General features: G+C 50.5%; 19 protein-coding genes. 8 read left to right on the forward strand and 11 right to left on the reverse strand.

Annotated elements, in window-relative coordinates; genetic code table 11:
* Window positions 1–2: 2 nt before the first annotated feature.
* Both ACZ520_RS08535 and ACZ520_RS08540 read right to left on the reverse strand, forming a co-directional pair.
* Window positions 3–962, reverse strand: a complete 960-nt coding sequence (locus ACZ520_RS08535) for a formimidoylglutamase (protein WP_464128161.1) — start codon at window positions 960–962, stop codon at window positions 3–5.
* Window positions 962–1,546 carry a hypothetical protein gene (locus ACZ520_RS08540; protein ID WP_232468550.1) on the reverse strand — a complete coding sequence of 195 codons (585 nt, stop codon included), beginning with the start codon at window positions 1,544–1,546 and terminating at the stop codon, window positions 962–964. Before ACZ520_RS08540 ends, ACZ520_RS08535 begins: the two co-directional genes overlap by 1 nt.
* A gap of 176 nt (window positions 1,547–1,722) precedes the next feature.
* On the opposite strand from ACZ520_RS08540, the gene ACZ520_RS08545 reads away from it, so the two are divergent.
* On the forward strand, window positions 1,723–2,571 hold the full coding sequence (locus ACZ520_RS08545) for a hypothetical protein (protein WP_464128165.1): 849 nt from the start codon (window positions 1,723–1,725) through the stop codon (window positions 2,569–2,571).
* 52 nt (window positions 2,572–2,623) lie between these two features.
* Window positions 2,624–3,163 (forward strand): hypothetical protein, encoded by a 540-nt coding sequence (locus tag ACZ520_RS08550; protein ID WP_464128168.1) that lies wholly within the window; start codon window positions 2,624–2,626, stop codon window positions 3,161–3,163.
* A gap of 66 nt (window positions 3,164–3,229) precedes the next feature.
* Here ACZ520_RS08550 and ACZ520_RS08555 read toward each other — a convergent pair whose 3' ends face one another.
* Window positions 3,230–4,558 carry a chloride channel protein gene (locus ACZ520_RS08555; RefSeq protein ID WP_464128171.1) on the reverse strand — a complete coding sequence of 443 codons (1,329 nt, stop codon included), beginning with the start codon at window positions 4,556–4,558 and terminating at the stop codon, window positions 3,230–3,232.
* 54 nt (window positions 4,559–4,612) lie between these two features.
* The gene (locus tag ACZ520_RS08560) at window positions 4,613–5,539 is read right to left on the reverse strand and encodes an HD-GYP domain-containing protein (protein WP_416480741.1); all 927 of its coding nucleotides are present in this window, start codon (window positions 5,537–5,539) and stop codon (window positions 4,613–4,615) included.
* Window positions 5,540–5,607: 68 nt separating this feature from the next.
* Between ACZ520_RS08560 and ACZ520_RS08565 the strand changes: the two genes are divergently transcribed.
* Entirely contained in the window at window positions 5,608–6,090 is a 483-nt protein-coding gene (locus tag ACZ520_RS08565; protein ID WP_232468548.1) for a hypothetical protein, read from the forward strand.
* On the opposite strand, the gene queG is transcribed toward ACZ520_RS08565, so the two are convergent.
* Window positions 6,087–7,121 carry a tRNA epoxyqueuosine(34) reductase QueG gene (gene queG, locus ACZ520_RS08570; RefSeq protein ID WP_417869380.1) on the reverse strand — a complete coding sequence of 345 codons (1,035 nt, stop codon included), beginning with the start codon at window positions 7,119–7,121 and terminating at the stop codon, window positions 6,087–6,089. The genes ACZ520_RS08565 and queG overlap by 4 nt on opposite strands.
* A gap of 63 nt (window positions 7,122–7,184) precedes the next feature.
* Here queG and ACZ520_RS08575 point away from each other — a divergent pair, with 63 nt between their 5' ends.
* Window positions 7,185–8,387: a CCA tRNA nucleotidyltransferase gene (locus tag ACZ520_RS08575; RefSeq protein WP_464128176.1), complete on the forward strand. Its 1,203-nt coding sequence runs from the start codon at window positions 7,185–7,187 to the stop codon at window positions 8,385–8,387.
* Window positions 8,388–8,993, forward strand: coding sequence for an RDD family protein (locus tag ACZ520_RS08580; RefSeq protein ID WP_088565374.1), 606 nt, complete (start codon window positions 8,388–8,390; stop codon window positions 8,991–8,993).
* Between the two features lie 11 nt (window positions 8,994–9,004).
* On the opposite strand, the gene ACZ520_RS08585 is transcribed toward ACZ520_RS08580, so the two are convergent.
* The 3 genes from ACZ520_RS08585 to ACZ520_RS08595 are packed head-to-tail and all read right to left on the reverse strand — an operon-like array spanning window position 9,005 to window position 11,340.
* Window positions 9,005–10,396, reverse strand: coding sequence for an HD-GYP domain-containing protein (locus ACZ520_RS08585; RefSeq protein WP_088565373.1), 1,392 nt, complete (start codon window positions 10,394–10,396; stop codon window positions 9,005–9,007).
* Window positions 10,393–10,893: a chemotaxis protein CheX gene (locus ACZ520_RS08590; protein ID WP_088565372.1), complete on the reverse strand. Its 501-nt coding sequence runs from the start codon at window positions 10,891–10,893 to the stop codon at window positions 10,393–10,395. Before ACZ520_RS08590 ends, ACZ520_RS08585 begins: the two co-directional genes overlap by 4 nt.
* Window positions 10,894–10,914: 21 nt before the next feature.
* The gene (locus ACZ520_RS08595; RefSeq protein WP_088565371.1) at window positions 10,915–11,340 is read right to left on the reverse strand and encodes a response regulator; all 426 of its coding nucleotides are present in this window, start codon (window positions 11,338–11,340) and stop codon (window positions 10,915–10,917) included.
* 209 nt (window positions 11,341–11,549) lie between these two features.
* On the opposite strand from ACZ520_RS08595, the gene ACZ520_RS08600 reads away from it, so the two are divergent.
* The 3 genes from ACZ520_RS08600 (at window position 11,550) to ACZ520_RS08610 (ending at window position 14,672) form a co-directional block, all read left to right on the forward strand.
* Complete coding sequence (locus ACZ520_RS08600) at window positions 11,550–11,939, forward strand: helix-turn-helix domain-containing protein (protein WP_011164286.1); 390 nt, start codon at window positions 11,550–11,552, stop codon at window positions 11,937–11,939.
* Window positions 11,940–12,060: 121 nt separating this feature from the next.
* Entirely contained in the window at window positions 12,061–12,492 is a 432-nt protein-coding gene (locus tag ACZ520_RS08605; protein WP_464128182.1) for an acyl-CoA thioesterase, read from the forward strand.
* Window positions 12,493–12,842: 350 nt separating this feature from the next.
* Window positions 12,843–14,672, forward strand: a complete 1,830-nt coding sequence (locus ACZ520_RS08610; RefSeq protein WP_464128185.1) for a response regulator — start codon at window positions 12,843–12,845, stop codon at window positions 14,670–14,672.
* Between the two features lie 10 nt (window positions 14,673–14,682).
* On the opposite strand, the gene ACZ520_RS08615 is transcribed toward ACZ520_RS08610, so the two are convergent.
* The 3 genes from ACZ520_RS08615 to hflX form a co-directional block, all read right to left on the reverse strand.
* Window positions 14,683–15,093, reverse strand: a complete 411-nt coding sequence (locus tag ACZ520_RS08615; protein ID WP_088565370.1) for a hypothetical protein — start codon at window positions 15,091–15,093, stop codon at window positions 14,683–14,685.
* Complete coding sequence (locus tag ACZ520_RS08620) at window positions 15,081–16,229, reverse strand: hypothetical protein (protein WP_464128188.1); 1,149 nt, start codon at window positions 16,227–16,229, stop codon at window positions 15,081–15,083. Before ACZ520_RS08620 ends, ACZ520_RS08615 begins: the two co-directional genes overlap by 13 nt.
* Before the next feature lie 106 nt (window positions 16,230–16,335).
* Window positions 16,336–17,601: a GTPase HflX gene (gene hflX / locus ACZ520_RS08625; protein WP_011164291.1), complete on the reverse strand. Its 1,266-nt coding sequence runs from the start codon at window positions 17,599–17,601 to the stop codon at window positions 16,336–16,338.
* Between the last annotated feature and the right edge of the window lie 60 nt (window positions 17,602–17,661).

Here is a 17,661-nt window from a genome sequence, read left to right on the forward strand (position 1 = left end):
TCTTAGCCTTTTTTAAGAGTGGCGAAGATAAAGTTATGACAGATCAAGGCCGCCAGTTTGCTGGTGCGGTTGTCCTGATCCAGAGGCGGTGACACCTCGTAGATACCAATCCCGCGCACGTCAAACTTTTCAATCATCCACAGGAAGCTTGCCAGGAATTCTTTCGTGAAAAGGCCGGTTGTCCAGGACTGACTGCAGCCCGGCGCTTCGCTGGAGATGAAGGCATCAATGTCGATGCTCAGGAAAATCTTTTTCTTTTCTTTGCCTTTAAGATAGCCGGCAAGGACGGACTGAAGACCGTGCTCGTTGACGTCATCCAAAGTGAAAACATCGGCGCCGTGATTTTTGGCCCATTGAATGTGGGCTTGGCTGTTGCATTGGTTTTGAATGCCGACTTCAGCAAAATCCACCTGACCTTTGAACTCGGACAAAACACGGTGGAAAGGAGTGCCGGAATTAAAACCCTTGTCGGTCGGGCGCACGTCCATATGTGCATCGAAGTTGATCAGAACAGCATCGTTTTTAAAGACATCCAGAAAGCCCGCACCGTCGCAGTAGCCATAGTCGTGGCCCCCACCCAGGGAAATCCAGTGCTGACCACTGGAGGCCAGCATGCGTGTCGCCTCGCGGGCTTTTTCATGGCGTTCAGCCAGGGGTTTTTCTTTATCGACCAGATCTCCGATGTCCAGAATTCGTGGCAGACGGGTGCTTTGCAGGTGCGGAGTCATTTTGTACAGGTAGGTGCGAATCTCGCGCGGAGCGACTTGAGCCCCGACACGACCGCCGTTCAGGCCAATGCCTTCGTCGTCCGGAAAACCCAGAATAGCAAAGTCGAAAGTGTGATCAGAAAGAGTGTTCAGGTCACCTTTATGAAGGAGCTGGACGCATTCTCCAAGACGCGGATCCTCTTTGTCGTTTTTGGTGAAAAGAAGATGTTTGTCGATGGAATGAAACCAGCTCATTATTTCAGGTTGCCCCACTTATTAAGGTAAAGAGTGCGAGTCACGTTGCCCGTGTCAGAATCATAGATCTTCATGGTCGCGCGGGATTTGTTAAAACGAATCGTCGCGAACGTGGTGCTGGTGGAATCAGACAGGAAAAGCACCCAGTCTTTGCCATCAGAAGGAGTCATGCTGTAACGGTAAACGATCGGATCCACTTCACTGTAAGACTGTCCATTTTGGAAGTCATTCAAAGTGATCGGGTAAAAACTTAAAGAATTGAAATCACGAACGGTGATCAAGCCGTCAGCGCTGTGCCAGTAACCCAGCATTTTTCTCAAACCCACATAATCAACACTTTCAATAACCGCTGTGCAGGTGCTGGAATCCAGCGCGCCCGAAGCCGTCAAAGTGTCACCCGTGGAAAGTTTGCGCACGCTGATTTCAGCGTCCGTGGATTTGGTGTCGATCAAGTATCTTACGCAAGAGGAATCAGCTCTCAGATAAACGCCAGAAGCATCACGTTCTACTGTGCCGGAAATCGGACGAGCAGAATGCGCGGCGAAGCCTGAAATCAGAATGAGGACGAAAAGCAGAATTCTCATGCCCCACCTTTTTCCATGAGGTGAAATTCCGGTCAATAGTATTCCGACTCCATTTTTTGACTGCGCGAGTCAATTGCCAAAGAAATCAGCAATTTATGGGTATCTCCAGAGTAATGCTCGGGATTTGTGGGGGCGAAGCTTGCTCCCTCCAAACACCACCCGTAGGATGGAATGAAATGTCCGACACTACCAGAACCCCTCAGCTTGTTTTTCCATGGAACGGAGTCCTTCCCGATGCGGACGCGATCGCCCTGCGTGATATCGATATTGTGGGGGTGGGGGCTTTCCGAAGGCATCAGCTTGAGATTCTGTCGAAGAACAAGAATCTGATTGTGCAAACCCACGGCATGCAGATTCCCGAACAAGTCAGTTCCATCTATCAGGCAGAGCTTTTGCGCACGCTGGAATGGCTTCGCCCCTTTCGCGTTGAAGAAGGCGAGCGTTTGAATCTGCGCGCAGAACAAGAGCGCCTGTTTGAAAGTCTTTTCCCGCGCACACGAAAGCATTTGGGTGTGGCGGCGAATCGACTGCGTGATGAGTATCTGGAAAACATGGAGTGGAGCAGTTGGCTTTTACAGGATCACTGGCGCTACTTTGTCGGGTACTTGCGACAGAAGTTTCCGGGGCAGGCCGATATTCTGGAGCTGGCTCACTGGGAATGGGTGCAGGCATGGATTGAGGTTCAGCCATTTGACGGCGACAGTTCGGAAGAACCCGGTGTGCTGGCACTGAATCCCAGTCTGCAGGTGGTGATATTATCCCGAGACAATCTCGTCTTGAATCGGGACAAAGGTATGTACGCTTTTGTTTATAGTGGTGCAAAGAATACTGTGGTGGAAAGACCACTGGACGTGGTGGATTCGCTATTCATCGACTTGTTACAGGAAGATAGGAAGTATTCAAAAAAACAACTGCTGGAAATGGCCGCGATCAGCTTAAAAGCCACACCCCAACCATCATCCGAGACACTTGAAAAAAAGTTTTTATCACTGGTCGGTGACGATATAATCAAGGAAGTTGATTAATGGCGATATAATCAAAGGCGTTCCTGCATAAACCGAAAACAAGGAGTGTTGAATGAACAAGATGATTCTGGCTTTGGCCGTATTCATGACAGGCAGTGTGCTTTCTTGGCAGTCGCAGGCGGCGACATCCAATGGGGTGTTGGTGAATGCAAATATCTTCATGTACAACAATAACACTGAGGCTTCCCCGGGTGGTGAAAGTAAATCGAATAACAGCATATATGATATCAAGCTGGGATATGTCGGCGGCAATGGTTTGTATCTGGGGGGTATTTACACTCTTCGCAAGACAGAAACAGATTCAGGATCTGTGGACGGAAATGCGCTCGGGGCCTCCATCGGGTATGTGGGAGCCAGCGGCTTTTATGTGAAGGGTCACTATCTTCTGTCAGCTGAATACGACGAGCTGAAAGAGGGCACGGGAATTCAGGCTGACTTTGGGTACATGACCAATGTGACCAGTTCCTTCTTTGTCGGCGTGGAGCTGACTTACAGAAGCATTGACTATAAAAAGAGCGACACGAATCCGGCCCTGGACAGCTATAAGGTCACAGAGACCTTCCCGATGCTGACAGTTGGATTTATCTTCTAATGGAAATAAAAATGAAACTTGAAAGGGCTTCCGTTAAGGGGCCCTTTTTTTATTTCTTCAGGTCCTCTACTTTGAAGCTTTGTGATGCTGATGCAGGAAATCCTCTTTCACCAGATCATAGAACGATTTCTTATGGAAGATTCGCGATGTTCCCACCGCAATGGCTGAACTTAGCATCATGGGAAACAGCGCTGAATGCCGGTCCGTCATTTCAAAGATCAGAATGAAGGCGGTAAAAGGTGTCTGCATAAATCCAGACAGGAATGAAATCATGGACGTCATGATCAACAGATGGTGGTTGTGCGGCCATACGATCTGGGCCATAAACGATCCCATCACAGCACCGATTGTCAAAGACGGGGCAAAAAGTCCTCCGGCGGCTCCGGCAATGGCCATCAGCAAGGGGCCTCCGATGCGCACTAAAATATCCTGAGCCGTCGCTGCGCCATCGCGGAACAGAAGATCCAAAATCAGCATTTTGCCACCACCCACACCGTGACTGCTGATAAAGGTGATGCCCAGCCAGAACAAAAAACCACAGCCCAGATTAAGCAGACTTAAGCGCGTGAAGGACTGAATGCTTTTTCTTTTCTGGTGCACTGAAAATAAAACTGAACCAAAAGTGGCCCCCAGAATCCCGGTGATGGCAGAGGTGACCACGACCCACATGTAAGTTTCCCAACTGATGGATTCCAGGCTGGGAAAGCCAATGTAAAGATAGCTGCCCTGGACGGTCTGAACCAACAGGCCCGTCGCAATGACCGACCAGATCACATAGGTTTTGAAATTGTTGAAGTAGTCCTTGGATAGCTCCTCCAACGCATAGGCGATTCCACCCAGGGGAGTATTGAATGCCGCGGCCAAGCCCGAAGCGCCTCCGGCCAGAATGAAAGGGCGCATGGAAAGCTGTTGAATCCATTTGGTGGATTTTTCCCCGATTCGATAGAACAAACCTGATGCGATCTGCAGCGTGGGTCCTTCCTGGCCGACGGCGCCGCCACCGAGGACACACGCGATAGAGGAAATGATTTTCATGGTGATGGTGCGAATGCCAATCAAAGAACGGATCAGAGCTTTGTCAGAGGCGGGATCCAGCTCGTTGGCAATGAGCATCTGAGGGATGCCACTGCCTCCGGCCTGCTTGGCGAAACGATAGGGCAGATACCAGCTTAAATAAATCATCGACAGGGTGACGAGCAAAGACAGGGCCCAGTGAAAGTTTTCGACCACGTGAAGAGCGACCTCTTCACCAAAGAAAAACGCCTGCGAGTACAGCAGGGATGTTCCGGCAGCCACCAGACTTGCCAGCAGATAAGGGACCACACGCAAAGTGTCCTGATATTCCAGCTTGTGCAGAATGTGGCGCCAGTTTTGGCGTAAGTCTGTAAGGGTCATACATAACCCTTACTCCCATTGGATGGTGATGGAAACCCTTTTTTGAATAAAAATCTAGAGACCCTTCAGAATATCATTCAGAAGCTGAATGTGCTGAAGAGGGTGTTTGCCAACGTGATCAATCATCAGTTTTTTCGCGGCCTCTGCTTTCGGGACACCTTCAAACGTGATCAGGCGATCCATGGCATTGGCTGATGAAACCAGAACTGCCAGCGGATCCATGTCTTTTTCACGCAGTCCCTTGGGGCCGGTGCCATTGATGGTTTCCTCATGCTGGCCGATAATATTGATAACAGTCTGATCGAAGTGTTTTTTGTCCTGAACTTTCTGAGCGCCTTCGGTCGGGTGTTTTTTCCACAGGGCCAGGTCTTCCGGGCTCATCCCTGACAGGGGTTGATTCAGGTTCAAAGTGGTGTTGTGGTGGCCATAATCATGCAACAAAGCCCCCAGGGTCAGAAGCTGCGTTTTTTTGGGGTCATTGATTCCCAGCTTCTGTGCCAGGGCGATCGACAGAGTCGCCACGGTGACACCATGATGAGAAACCGTCTTGTCGGTGTTTTCAATCTTCATCACCGCAGACATCGCCTGGGCGTTGCTCATGATGAAGTTCACATATTTGCCTGCGGCATCTTTGCAGTAGTTGTAGCTTTCGACGTTCTCGGGATTTTCGAAAACCTCTTCGGCGTTGTTTTGCTGGGAGCCTTGAATGATGTCGGCGCGGGTTTGAATATCCTTCCCGGTCGTGTCGTCATAGGCGGTTTCGATATTCTTTTGCAGGTAGCTGCGATAGCTGGTTTCTTCGTCGGTGAGGATGTACATTTTGCGAAGTTTTTTGTCCTTAAGGCGTTTCAGACGTTCGCCTTCAAAGCTGTCGCCGCGACGAAGGTAGAGTATCATCTTGTCGTTGATTTTAACGTAAGCGTTGAAGTCGATCTTCTGATCGCCGCGCAGGGTGCTTACACGTATAGAAACATAATCCATTGCCTCTGTATCCTTCGATTGGTATCTTTGAGTGGATGTCGATTGATAAAGAAATTGTAGAAGATTTTGTGAACGAGTCAAAGTCCTTGATTGAAGAGTTGTTGGACCTTCTCGAAGGTATTGAAGGTGACTTTTCTCAGGTTCGTAAACTTGCGGATTATGGCAATAACGTCGATCGAATTATGGGCGGCGCCAAGAGTCTGGCCCTGATGGCGCCTCCTGAGCACGCGTTGCACATGATTTCCGACTATGCGGCCCTGTGTAAAGCTGTTGGATACAAGGCTTCTCAGATCACTGGCAATGAACAGTTCTTCCATGTGTGTGTGGGGCTTTTGCTGGATGCCACAGAGACTTTGGAAACCCTGCTTGAAAATATCCATAAAGATTCCAACTTCCTGCGGGAAACCATCCCACAGGCCTTTATCGACCGGCTTCGCTGGGTGTCCAATCAGTTCAATGAGTCCTACAGTGCCAGCGTGGATACGGGCATGGCTCCGTCTAAAATGAATCAGTTTGAAATTGATGACCTGCTGAAGAAACTGGGACTTTAGTTTTCCAGCTTTGCCAGGCTCCACAAAGCCAGCTCACCTAATTTTTCGTGTTCCGTCAGCGCTTGGATTTCCGGGCGCAGTTCTTTCAAACCCCGGTTGACCGCGACAATCATGGCATTGCGTTTTAAACCAAACGAGCCCGCCCGGGCCAGTGGGGTTCCCAGGAAATCACGGCTGATTTTTTTGCCGGAAGCTGACAGGATATAGCGCAGATCCTCTATCAGCAGGGATTCTTGCGCATCGTTCAGGGAAAGACTTTTTTCGATGGAAAGCTGGCCTTTAAAGACTTTTTGATTCCAGGGGCACACGGTCTGACAAAGATCACAGCCGAAGAACCAATCGCCGATTTGCGGGCGCAGTTCCTCGTCGGGGATCTGGCGCGACTCGATGGTCAGATACGAGATGCATTTGCGTGCATCCATCTTGCGCGGCTCAATCAATGCGCCGGTGGGGCAGATGTCCAGACAGCGCGTGCAGGTGCCGCAGAAATCCGGCAAAGGTGCAAATTCGGTTTGGATTTTCAAGGAAGTGTAGATTTCCCCGATAAAGAACAAACTGCCTTTTTTGGGGTGAATCAAACAGGTGTTTTTCCCGACCCAGCCAAGGCCGGCTTGTTTGGCAAGATCCCGCTCCAGCACCGGGCTGCTGTCGGTGAAGGCCAAAAACTCCTCTTCTGGAAAAAGCTTTTGCAAATCTGTGCACAAAGACTTCATGCGATCCTTGAACCAGAAGTGATAGTCCATGCCTTGCGCATAAAGACTGACGCGGGCCTGTTTCAGCGGAAATTCAGATTTTTTCTCGGGATGGGGGAAATAGGGCATGGCAAACACCAGTGCGCTTTGGGCGCGGGGCCACTTGCTTTGCGGGTTTTCCTTGATCTGGGCATGTTCTGCCAGATAGGTCATGTCTCCATGCAGTCCCTGGTCAATCCATTCCCGGTAGAAATCAAAGCTTAAGGGTTTGCTCAATGGCGCAAAACCGAAGTGGGAAAACCCCAGATCGGTCAAAGTTCCATCGATAAGAGATTTCATCTCCTGTGGCGTCACGCGAACAAACTCTTTCTTTCAGGCCTGTCTTTTTCTACAATCTTGGATGTGAATCAGGTGCAAAGTCTTCTTCAATCCCATCCTCATTGGCCGGCAGTGGAGTCAATCTACCACAAGCTGCAGGCCCATGGCTATAAGGCCTTTTTGGCCGGCGGCTGTGTGCGCGACGCCCTGTTGGGCATTGTTGCCAATGATTTGGATCTGGCGACCGATGCAACCCCGGAAAAAGTCGAATCCCTGTTTAGTAAAACCGTCAATGTGGGCAAAAGCTTCGGGGTTATGCGTGTGATTGTCGAGGGCGCGGATATAGAGGTTGCGACCTTCCGGAACGATGGGACCTACAGCGACGGACGCCGCCCGGAAAACGTGGTTTTCTCAAGTCCCCAGGAGGATGCCCAGCGCCGGGACTTCACCGTGAATGCACTTTTTTATGATCTGGCGACAGCGCAGGTGCTTGATTATGTCGAGGGCCAGAAGGATCTGAAGGCCGGCATCCTGCGCACGGTGGGCGAGGCCGAGCGGCGTTTTGAGGAAGATCAACTGCGCCTGCTGCGAGCGGCCCGTTTTTCCGCCCAACTGAATTTTGAGCTGGAGCCGGTCAGTTTTGCCGCCGTTAAAAAAATGGCCGCCAAAGTCAAATCCGTCAGTGGTGAGCGCATCCGCGATGAAATGACCAAGCTTCTAAAAACAGAGCACGCCGGGCGCGGACTGCAAGTCATGAAAGACTCGGGCCTGATGGGTGTGCTGTTTCCATTTCGTCTGCGCAAAAATGACTGGGTGAAAAACCCCCTGGCCACCGAATCCTGGCAGCGTCTGGCGCTGTTTGTGCGAAGTGCTCAAGGTTCAGAGCTTGTTGCGGCTTTGGATATGCTGAAGCTTTCCACCCGCGATCGCCGGGCCATCGAGGATGCCTGGAAAGTCTGGCACGATCCTCAAGCAGTGCTGAAGAACTCTTTGGGAAAGCAACTGCAAATGTTGGCTAAAGAGGGCGTTGTTTTCGCCTTAAGAATTTCACTGTCCGAGGCGGTTGAAAAGACCGCGATTGAAACTCTGCTGGCAGAATGGAAAAGCTGGCAGGAAGTGTTGCCGCGACCGTTTTTAAACGGCGAGGACGTGAAAGGGCGCCTGAGCGGGCCGGCCATCGGAGTCTGTCTGGAAAGGGCCTTTGAGCAGCAACTGGAGCGCCGGCTGCAAAGCCGCGACGAAGCGTTGCTGTGGTTGAAAAAATATCTGGAAAGAGAGTCAACTTAGATGGAATCCGCATTTGTTCCCAGCACCTGGAGACGTTTTTTTGCCTATGGCATTGATCAGATCATCAGTCTGCCGTTTTATCTGCCTTTTGCCGGGGTGTTTTTAAAACTGATTTTCACCGAAGACGACGTCATCGTGACATTATTGCAGTTGTTTTTGCTGTTTTTGATTCCCGCAGTGTATGAATTTGTGTTTCTGGTGCTGATGCAGGCCACGCCGGGCAAGTGGTTTATGGGCTTAAAAGTGGTGCCCGCCAATAATTTCACCGAAAAGCTGCATTGGTCCCAGTGTCTGCTGCGCCCATTGACGGGGCGTTTGAGCTTCTTTTTTTCCTGGGGGATTTATGCCCTGGCATTTTTCCGTTACGATCGCACGCATCTTTGTGACTGGGCGGCGGAAACCCGCGTGGTGCAGGATAAGCCCCGCGCCACTCAGGCTCGCTTGCGCTGGGTGACCGGATTGTTGTTTGTGTGCCTTTATTCCTATGAAGGACTGGTTTCGGCCAAAATGATTCTGAAGTCCATTGACTGGTCCGAGCGTCAGGCGAATTTGCGCGAGGTGTTTGATCTTCAGGACTATATGGATGTGACGTTCGAGGAAGACTAGGCGGGGCGCGTTCAGGCTGCCGGCTTCCATTTTTTGAAAATATTCGTGGTCATCAGCAGATCGATGTTGCCGGATCCCGACAGGGCTTCATCGCGCAGGTCCTGAATGGCCTGTGTGGCCGTGCGGGCTTGTTTTCCGCCTTCGGTCAGGGCGGTCATTTCGTGGAAACGATAGGCAAAGCCCAGCAGTTTTCCAAAATCGGAAATATCCCCACTCAAAAGTTTTTTAGGGAAGCCTGTGCCGGTGCCGTTTTCGCGGTGCTGACCGATGGCTTCGGCGATTTCCTGCGGCAGCGGCACTTTTTTGGCCTTCACCATCACCACCGAGCGCTCCGGGTAAAGATGATACTGGGAAATCTCTTCCGGGGAATAGTCTTTCACGGGTTTGGTGCCGACGCTGACGGGCATCTGAGACAGGCCGATATTGTGCAAAAGCCCGGCGATGGCGGCGGCTTCACGCTTTTCCATGCTCCAGCCCAGAAGCTGGGCGAAGTAAGCGGCATAGGCGGACAGACAGATGCAGTCGTGATACATGGTGCGCACATTGCCTGAAAAACGGAAGACCTCATCAAAGATCTCCTGCGGGGGAAGATCTTTGGTCAGTTCAAAGTCGGCAACGATGGATTTGCATTTGTCGAGGATCACTTTTCCTTCGGAATAGTCCGTGGAGGCACCATTCAGGAACTGGGCCATGATTTCATAGATGACTTTTTTGGAACGGTGGAATTTTTCCGTCATTGAGATGGGCATCGGCATGTTGCGCATGCTCATCACCGTGCGGGCGTATTCAAAGAACGGTTTCATCTGGGTCTTTTTGATGTACATCTGCTGTTTTAGGGCATTGAACTTGTCCAGATGTTTTTGATCGACCACGTCGCCGGCCTTTCTCATCATCACAGAGCGATGATTCGCAGGCAGGTGTACATAGACATCAAAGTTGATATTGGTGTCAGCATCCATATCACGCAGATCCACGGGCATTAAAGCCGTGATCGGAATCTGATCGCCTTCCATTTCGATAGGGGCCAGTTGCAGAACCATGTCGGAAATGAATTCGCGGTCGAAGTTGATGTGCATGATCTCGTCAGCGCCGTTTTTCTTGACGATGTTGAAATCCAAAGGGGCGGCGGAAGAGTGCAGCACGATGACCGGGCAGTCGGGATAATTCATTTTGGTGGACTGCACCCATTCATTGGTCAGATTGGTGCCGTCTTGTCCGTCGACGAGAGCTAAGATAGGTTTGAAATTTTCGGAAGTGCCGTGATCGAGGGCTTCGTCGATGGATTTGAAATGCTTGAGCTGGTACGGATAGTAACCCTTCAGGACAGAGGTGATGGCTTCCCAGAAGGAGTCACGGGGACTCCCGATGAGAACATCAACCGTCTTTCCTGAAGCGGAACTCATTGCTGCACCGAAATCTCCACATAGAAAGTGGAGCCGTTCGTCAGGTTGAAGGGAATGACGAGCGTGGCACCTTTGTCAGCGTGGGTGATCTTGAAATCACCGGAAATCACGGTTGGAATTGCCATCTCGAAGTTGTATCCCAGTTGATTCAAAGTTGTCTTGGCAGAACCGTAAATCATGTTGGTCATTTCACCAACGGCGTCGGACACCTCACCATTGATGGTGGTATGTTTTTCGCCCAGCATGTTCTCAAGAATGTGGAAGATACTGTCTTTGCCGTAAGAGATCAGCAAAGTGCCTTTCAGAGGCGGCGCCACCATGCCGACCATGCCGGCGATTTCCCCTTTAAGCACGAATTGCGGCTCAATGAAGGGTTTTCCAGGTGTGGCATCGGTTTGAGCGATGGTTTTCAGGGTCTTGATAACGCCTTCCACGAAAGCATTGATCAGACGCTTGTCAAACAGGGGATTAATAGCTTCTTTTGGTGCTGCAGACATTTATTTCTCCAGACCCAAGGCTTAGGAAGCTTTTGCTTGTGTGGAAGGGTTGTGCTTAGCCCAAACACGTTCCATCTTGCCTTTCAAAGTGGCAGAGTTGAACGGTTTAACCACATAGTCAGAAACACCGGCTTTGGCTGCTTCCAGGATGTGCTTTTGCTCGGACTCTGCAGTCACCAGCATAAAGGGCACAGACTTAGTGCGAGGGTCGGCCTTGCAGGCCTTCAAAAGGTCGATACCCTGCATTCCGGGCATATTCCAGTCCGAAATGACAAAGCCGTAAGGCTGGCCTGCATCATGGGCGGCCTGGATCATAGGCAGGGCGGTTTTACCGTCATCAGCTTCCTCTACGTTGGTGTAGCCAAGCTCATTTAGCACTTTTTTAATGATTTTTCGCATAGTTGCGAAGTCATCAACGACCAAAAACTTTGTATTTGTGGGAAACATAATATCTCCTGAATGTTGGAAACTGTGTAAAATCCTCATGCTTATCGGTCTAGTTTTTTAAAACTAGAGTCCAAAGCTATTGCGAATTTCAGTTTTTGTTGTCAGACTTTATTACAGGTGGTCGAGGCTACTTTTGGACATGAGTCCTGGGTGGCGTTGAAGGTTTAGACGGATTTAAAAACAAAAACAATTAGCGGGAGGGAGCAAGGATGCTCAGAGATGTCCTGATTCAAAAAGGTCTTTCAAATAGAGAGGCAGAAGTTGCTGAACTTGTGTCTAAAGGCTTGTCCAACAAGGAAGTTGCGAACCAGCTTTTTGTAACTGAGAAAACAGTTAAATTTCACCTCACAAACATCTACAAAAAAATGAATGTGAAGTCTCGTGCACAGTTGATCGTATGGTGCTTGCCTCACCTGGGCTTCGTTGAAACGGAAGTTCGCGCTGAGAACAACAACCAGGCGGCTGCTGCGACTGCATTCAACAACAATGCAACTCAAACGATCCCGGCTGGATCTGCGACTGTTGCAGGCACTACAACTCTACCAGGTAGCGGTTTGAACCGTGGCGGTAACTCCGATATTGGTATGGGCGGCATCTAATCTTTATTGATTAGATTGATTCTAAGGCGCAGGATGTGGAGACACAGACCTGCGCTTTGTTTTTTTAGAAAGGGGCTGCACCTTGGCTGCTTCAAAACCCGTATCAGCATCTCAAGTGGTAATGACTCAACTGGTTCTTCCTTCCCATACCAACTCTTTGGGAAGTGTCTTCGGCGGAACGATCATGTCCTGGATCGATATCTGCGCCGCGATCTGCTCTCAACGACATTGTAACAAGGAAACTGTCACAGCCAGCATTGACCGTCTGGATTTTGTGGCGCCCGTCTATAAAGGCTGGGTGGTGAATCTGAAGGCGAGTGTGAACTACACTTCACGTACTTCGATGGAAGTCGGCGTTCGTGTCGATGCCGAAAACCCGAAAACGGGTGAAACTTTCCATACGGCTTCGGCGTATCTGACTTTCGTGGCTTTGGGTTCTATGGGAAAACCAACCGAAGTTCCAGGGTTGGTGTTGGAATCTGAGGACGACAAACGCCGCTTTGAGCAGGCGAAAAAACGCCGCGAGATTCGTTTGCAGAATAAAACTAGGTAATTCATGTAGAAAAACATCCTTATGTGCATCGTCATGAACACGAGGATGTCTATCTAAAAAAGGCTATGAAATAGACAGGCCCTGGGGTAGAAAATACTGTGGGGTCAGAATATCCGGTTAATCCATTTGGCGAATACGCAAATACCAGTCTCATGGTTCGGGCCACGTTGGCTTTTGACTGGTCCCGGACAGAGCTTGGTCCCATCGAAAAATGGGATTCCGGTCTTATCAATTCTCTTCGCATTGTATTTAGTTGCCCGGTCGGGATGTACTGCACTTGGGGCCCTGAACGACGGGTCTTTTATAATGACGCTTATATTCCAATTTTAAAACATCGACATCCACGGGCTTTGGGTTCGCCTTTGCGTGAAGTGTGGCCTGAAGTTTGGGATCAGGTGGATGCCATTGCAAGCACCGTTGAATCCGGTGGCGTGGTGCTGGCGTCTGACGTGCAATTTGACATCGTGGTCGATGGCAAGCCTCAGGGGAACTATTATACCTACGGCAATTCCCCGTTATTTAATTCCGAGGGAAAAATTTCGGGGATGCTGTGTACGATTCTGGATACGACAGTTTCCGTTAAACGGAATCAAGCGGCCGAGGAAAGTTTGGCCCGATCCAATCAGGAAGTGCGGGCCGAGCGCAGAAAATTACGCTCTATTCTGGAAAAAGCCCCGATTGCCATGGCGGTGCTGGAGGGCCCCGAACACCGGTTTGCGATGACGAATGACTCTTACCGGGATTTGTTTCTTGGGGATTGTGATGTCACCGGGCAAAGGATAAAAGATGTTTTCCCTAAAACGGAAGAAATCGGACTGATTGCACAGTTGGATGAGATTTATCGTACGGGAAAAGTTTTCGAAGCTAAAAATTTTGAGGTTCGTGACCGCCGTGCCGATGGGGTTGAGTTTTCAGTCTTTGTCGACGTGGTTTATCAGCCCATCTTTGACTTTAACGATGAAATCGAAGGGCTTGTTCTTGCTGCGAATAATGTGACCGAACAAGTGCTGGCAGAGCGCGCGTTGCAGGCGGCAAAAGATGCTGCGGAAAATGCCAATCAGGCCAAGTCGGCGTTTCTGGCAAACATGTCCCACGAAATCCGCACTCCTTTGGGGGCGATTCTGGGGTTTGCAGAAATCATCGGCACGCAGGATCTTGATGAGGCCGACAGACGAAAGTACTTCGAGATCATTCATCGCAATGGTATGTCGCTGACCCGGATCATTGATGACATTCTGGATCTGTCCAAAATCGAAGCGGGTAAATTTGAAATCGACAAGTCGCCGGTAAGACTGAAAAAACTGCTGCAGGAAGTTCTGACCATGTTCTTTGATCAGGCTTCACGCAAGAACATCTACCTGAATTATGACTTGGCTGAAATCGGCAATCTGGTTGTCCTGTCAGACGTCGTCCGTATCCGTCAGGTTCTGGTGAATCTTATTGGCAACGCCATCAAGTTCACATTGAAGGGTTCGGTGAAGGTTTCCTGCCGGGCCGAGCGGGTGGATAAGACGCGCCGAAAAATCACCTTCATTATCGAAGACACCGGCATTGGGATGACGAAAGAGCAGGCGGATCGTCTTTTCCAGCCCTTCACGCAAGCGGATGCCACTTCAACCCGTCGCTTTGGTGGAACGGGGTTGGGGCTGGCTCTTTCCAGGAATCTGGCAAGAGCTCTGGGGGGTGATGTGTACGTTTCCCGCTGCGAACCTCATCAGGGCAGCACCTTTGAGTTTTCATTCGAGGCCGAAGATGCCATGCCAGGGGCGGCAGTCACCGCGGAGGGCTCGGACGGGCAGGTGCAAAATCCTTTGGTCGGTGTCCGGGTGCTTGCGGTCGACGATTCGGCGGACAACCGCGAACTTATAACGAAAATTCTGAGTGGTGCGGGCCTTGATGTCACCGAAGCTGAAAGTGGCGAAGAGGCTTTGAATCAGGCCTTTAAACAACAATATGATCTGGTGTTGATGGACATTCAGATGCCGGGTCTGGATGGCTTTGGCACTTTATCCGGACTGCGCAAGCAGGGGTTCCAGGGGCCTATCATCGCATTGACCGCGCACGCCATGAAGGAAGACCGCGACCGCGCTTTTGCCGCCGGCTTTGCTGACCATCTGACCAAGCCCATCAACTCGAAGCTTTTGCTTCAATCCATCCAGTCTCACTTGAGGCTGACTTAAATCAGCCTTTTTATTTGCAAAGAAGTTCGATCCAGCGAAGGGCTTCCTTCGCATTTGGGCTGGTCGGGGCGTCGTCGGGCTGGTTGTCGCCAGTCAGGACATCCTGCTTTTTTCGGGCGCAGTCTTTTTTGGTTTTTTCTTTCAGTTTGGCCAGCTCAAATGCCGGCTCCAGGGTGTAGAACAGGCGGGCCACGTCCTGCTCCTTGTCGTCACCTTCTGTGGGATTGGTTTTTTCGTACTGATTCAAAGTCGCTTCAAATGATTTTTCCAGAGCCTTTAAAACAGTGCTTTTTTTCTCAAAGGTTGTTTCCTTTGAGGCCTTTTCAAAAGCGGCTTGCGACTCTTTAAGAAAGTCGTCGGTGTTTTTTAGAGGTGTGGCCTGGGCGGTCAGCACTGTCAGGGCTAATGCTATTTTAAACATGTATCGCCCTTTTTGTCGGCCGGGGTGTGAGGCACTCCGGGTTTATACTGATCCAGCAGTTCGTTCATTTTCACTTCGGTCTGACGAACATAGGAATTGTTTTTGATGATCTTGGAAACGGCGTCGCCCGGAGGGGTGGTGTTGGAAAGGCGCAGTTTTCGAATCAATGATTTGGCTTCGGCAGGTCCTTGCGGCCCATAAGCCACCAAGGTCAGATAGTTCAGTACATCCTGATTCGCGGCAAGTCTTCCCGCACGCGCGGCCAGGGCCGGTTTCACAATGCTGTCGCGCACATGCACGTAATAGCCCAGGGAATAGATCAGATTTCTTGCCACCCCTTTGCCGGGACTGACCCAGGTGCAGTAGTTTTTCGGACTGCCGGGGCGAGGCGGGGGATTGACCAGGTCATCCTTCATGATATCGCGGAATGGTTTGCAGGCCGGGTTCTGGCTCTTCATCAAAGTTTCCAGAATGTTGCGACCATTGCCTTCAATGAATTCTCCGTCCTCTTTCCAGCCGGCCAGTTCTTTCACCGGATTGGAGGTCAGTTGTCCCATGCCCACGCCGCCGTTATAGGCGATGTAGAAATTAAACGCGGTTTCATTGTTGATTTTTTTAAGAATGAAACGCGGATCAATCGGCGTGCGGTCTGAAGACATGCAGTTCAGCGCCTGATTCAAGGAATACTCGATAAAGTCCACCGTGGAGGAATTCAGGCAAGGCGCTGATTTTCCGGCATTTTCAAATTTTTTCGGAGTGTCTTTCAGGCAGCTATAACCCTGATTTCCGACTTCACGCTGCAGGGATGCTTCGATGCACTCGCGGCGGATGGCTTTGACATTGCTTTGGGCTTTGGTGACCTTCGCAATGTCCTTCGTGGTTTTCTTTAAAGACTTAAAGCGATCTTCCAGTTCGCAGGCCACGACGTAACCCGCTTTTTGCGACGCTTCGAAATTGGTGTAAGCAAAGGCCTGGGTCAGGGGATCTGTGGCCTGGATCAGGGATTGATTGATCTCCTGATTAGAGACGCCTTTGGTGCCAGCTTTGTCGTTCACGCATTGAGGTGCCGCCATGGCTTCAAAAGCCACAGAGTAAAAAAAGGCCGCTATAAGAAAAGGAACTTTAAGCTGTCTCACTTCAGGCTTATCGGCGGGATTGTGGAAGGGATGAGCTTAAAAAAGAAAACCCCAGGACATAGGTCCCGGGGTTTTTGTGAGTTATCTCAAATATGTGTTCCGGCGCTTACTTTACCAGATAATCCTTCCATCTATTAATCAGGGTCGGGGTCAATTGGGTGTAGCAGACTGTGCCTTCGGTGGCGGTCTCTTTGCGCAGGATCTGGGCTTCACGGCCCAAATCAAAGATTTTGTATTCTTCTGCGCGTGGGAAGTAAAGCTGCACGTCCTGCTGCATTTCGCTCACGGTCTGGGCCATGAGTTTTTTCAACTGCTCCATACCCTGACCGGTCAGGGCGCTGACGAACACGCGAGGATAAGCCTTTACTCGGAATTGTCGCTCCAAAGGTGCGACATCACATTTATTAAAGACGTGGATGATCTTTTTATCCTGCCAGTTGAATTCTTTAATCAAAGCTTCAACCACTTCGATTTGTCGTTCCATGTTTGGCGAAGACAGATCCACCACGTGCAAAAGCACGTCGGCTTCCGAGGACTCTTCAAGTGTTGCTTTAAAGGCCTCGATCAGTTGTGTCGGCAATTTACGGATGAATCCCACGGTGTCGGTCACGACAGCAGGGGGCGCATCGGGCAGGAAGATCTTGCGGGTTGTAGGGTCCAACGTCGCAAAGACCTGGTTCTTCGTCATCACCTGAGCGCCGGTCAGGCGGTTCAGGATCGAGCTTTTTCCAGAGTTGGTGTAACCCACCAGCGCGAAGGACGGGATTTCGTGACGACGACGGGATTGTCTGTGTTGTGCGCGGTTTTGGCGCACACTTTCAAGTTTTTTCTTAATAAGCGCCACGCGCTCACGGATGCGACGACGGTCGTTTTCCAGAGCGGTTTCACCCGGGCCTCGGGTGCCGATACCACCACCTTGACGGGACAGGGAATCAAGCCAAGCACCGACGTTGCGGGGCATTTGATCCAAAAGCTGTGCAAGTTCCACTTGAAGTTTTCCTTCAAAGGTCTGTGCACGCTGCGCGAAGATATCCAGAATCAACTGATTGCGGTCAATCACGCGGGCTTTCACAATTTGCTGCAAGTTTCGTTGCTGCACACCCGAAAGCTGGTGGTCCATCACCACAATCGTCGCTCCGCTGTCGCGAACCATTTCAGCCACTTCCTCAACTTTTCCGGTGCCAATCAGGGTCGCCGGGTTCCATTGCGGAAGAACCTGAATGATAGAGCCCACGACTTCGCCGCCAGCGGCAGAAACCAGCTCTTCAAGTTCCAGCAGATTTTCTTTGATTTCAGTAAGGGGCTCGGTCTTGAGGCCGACACCAATGACGATCGCTCTATCCTGGTCTTTGACTTGGGCTTGATTATTCAATCAGGAAAACCCTCCCTTGGTCTTAATTTTAGCACGGTCAGAGGTGGGCACAAAGTTAAA

This window comes from Bdellovibrio sp. BIS2 (assembly GCF_055398295.1).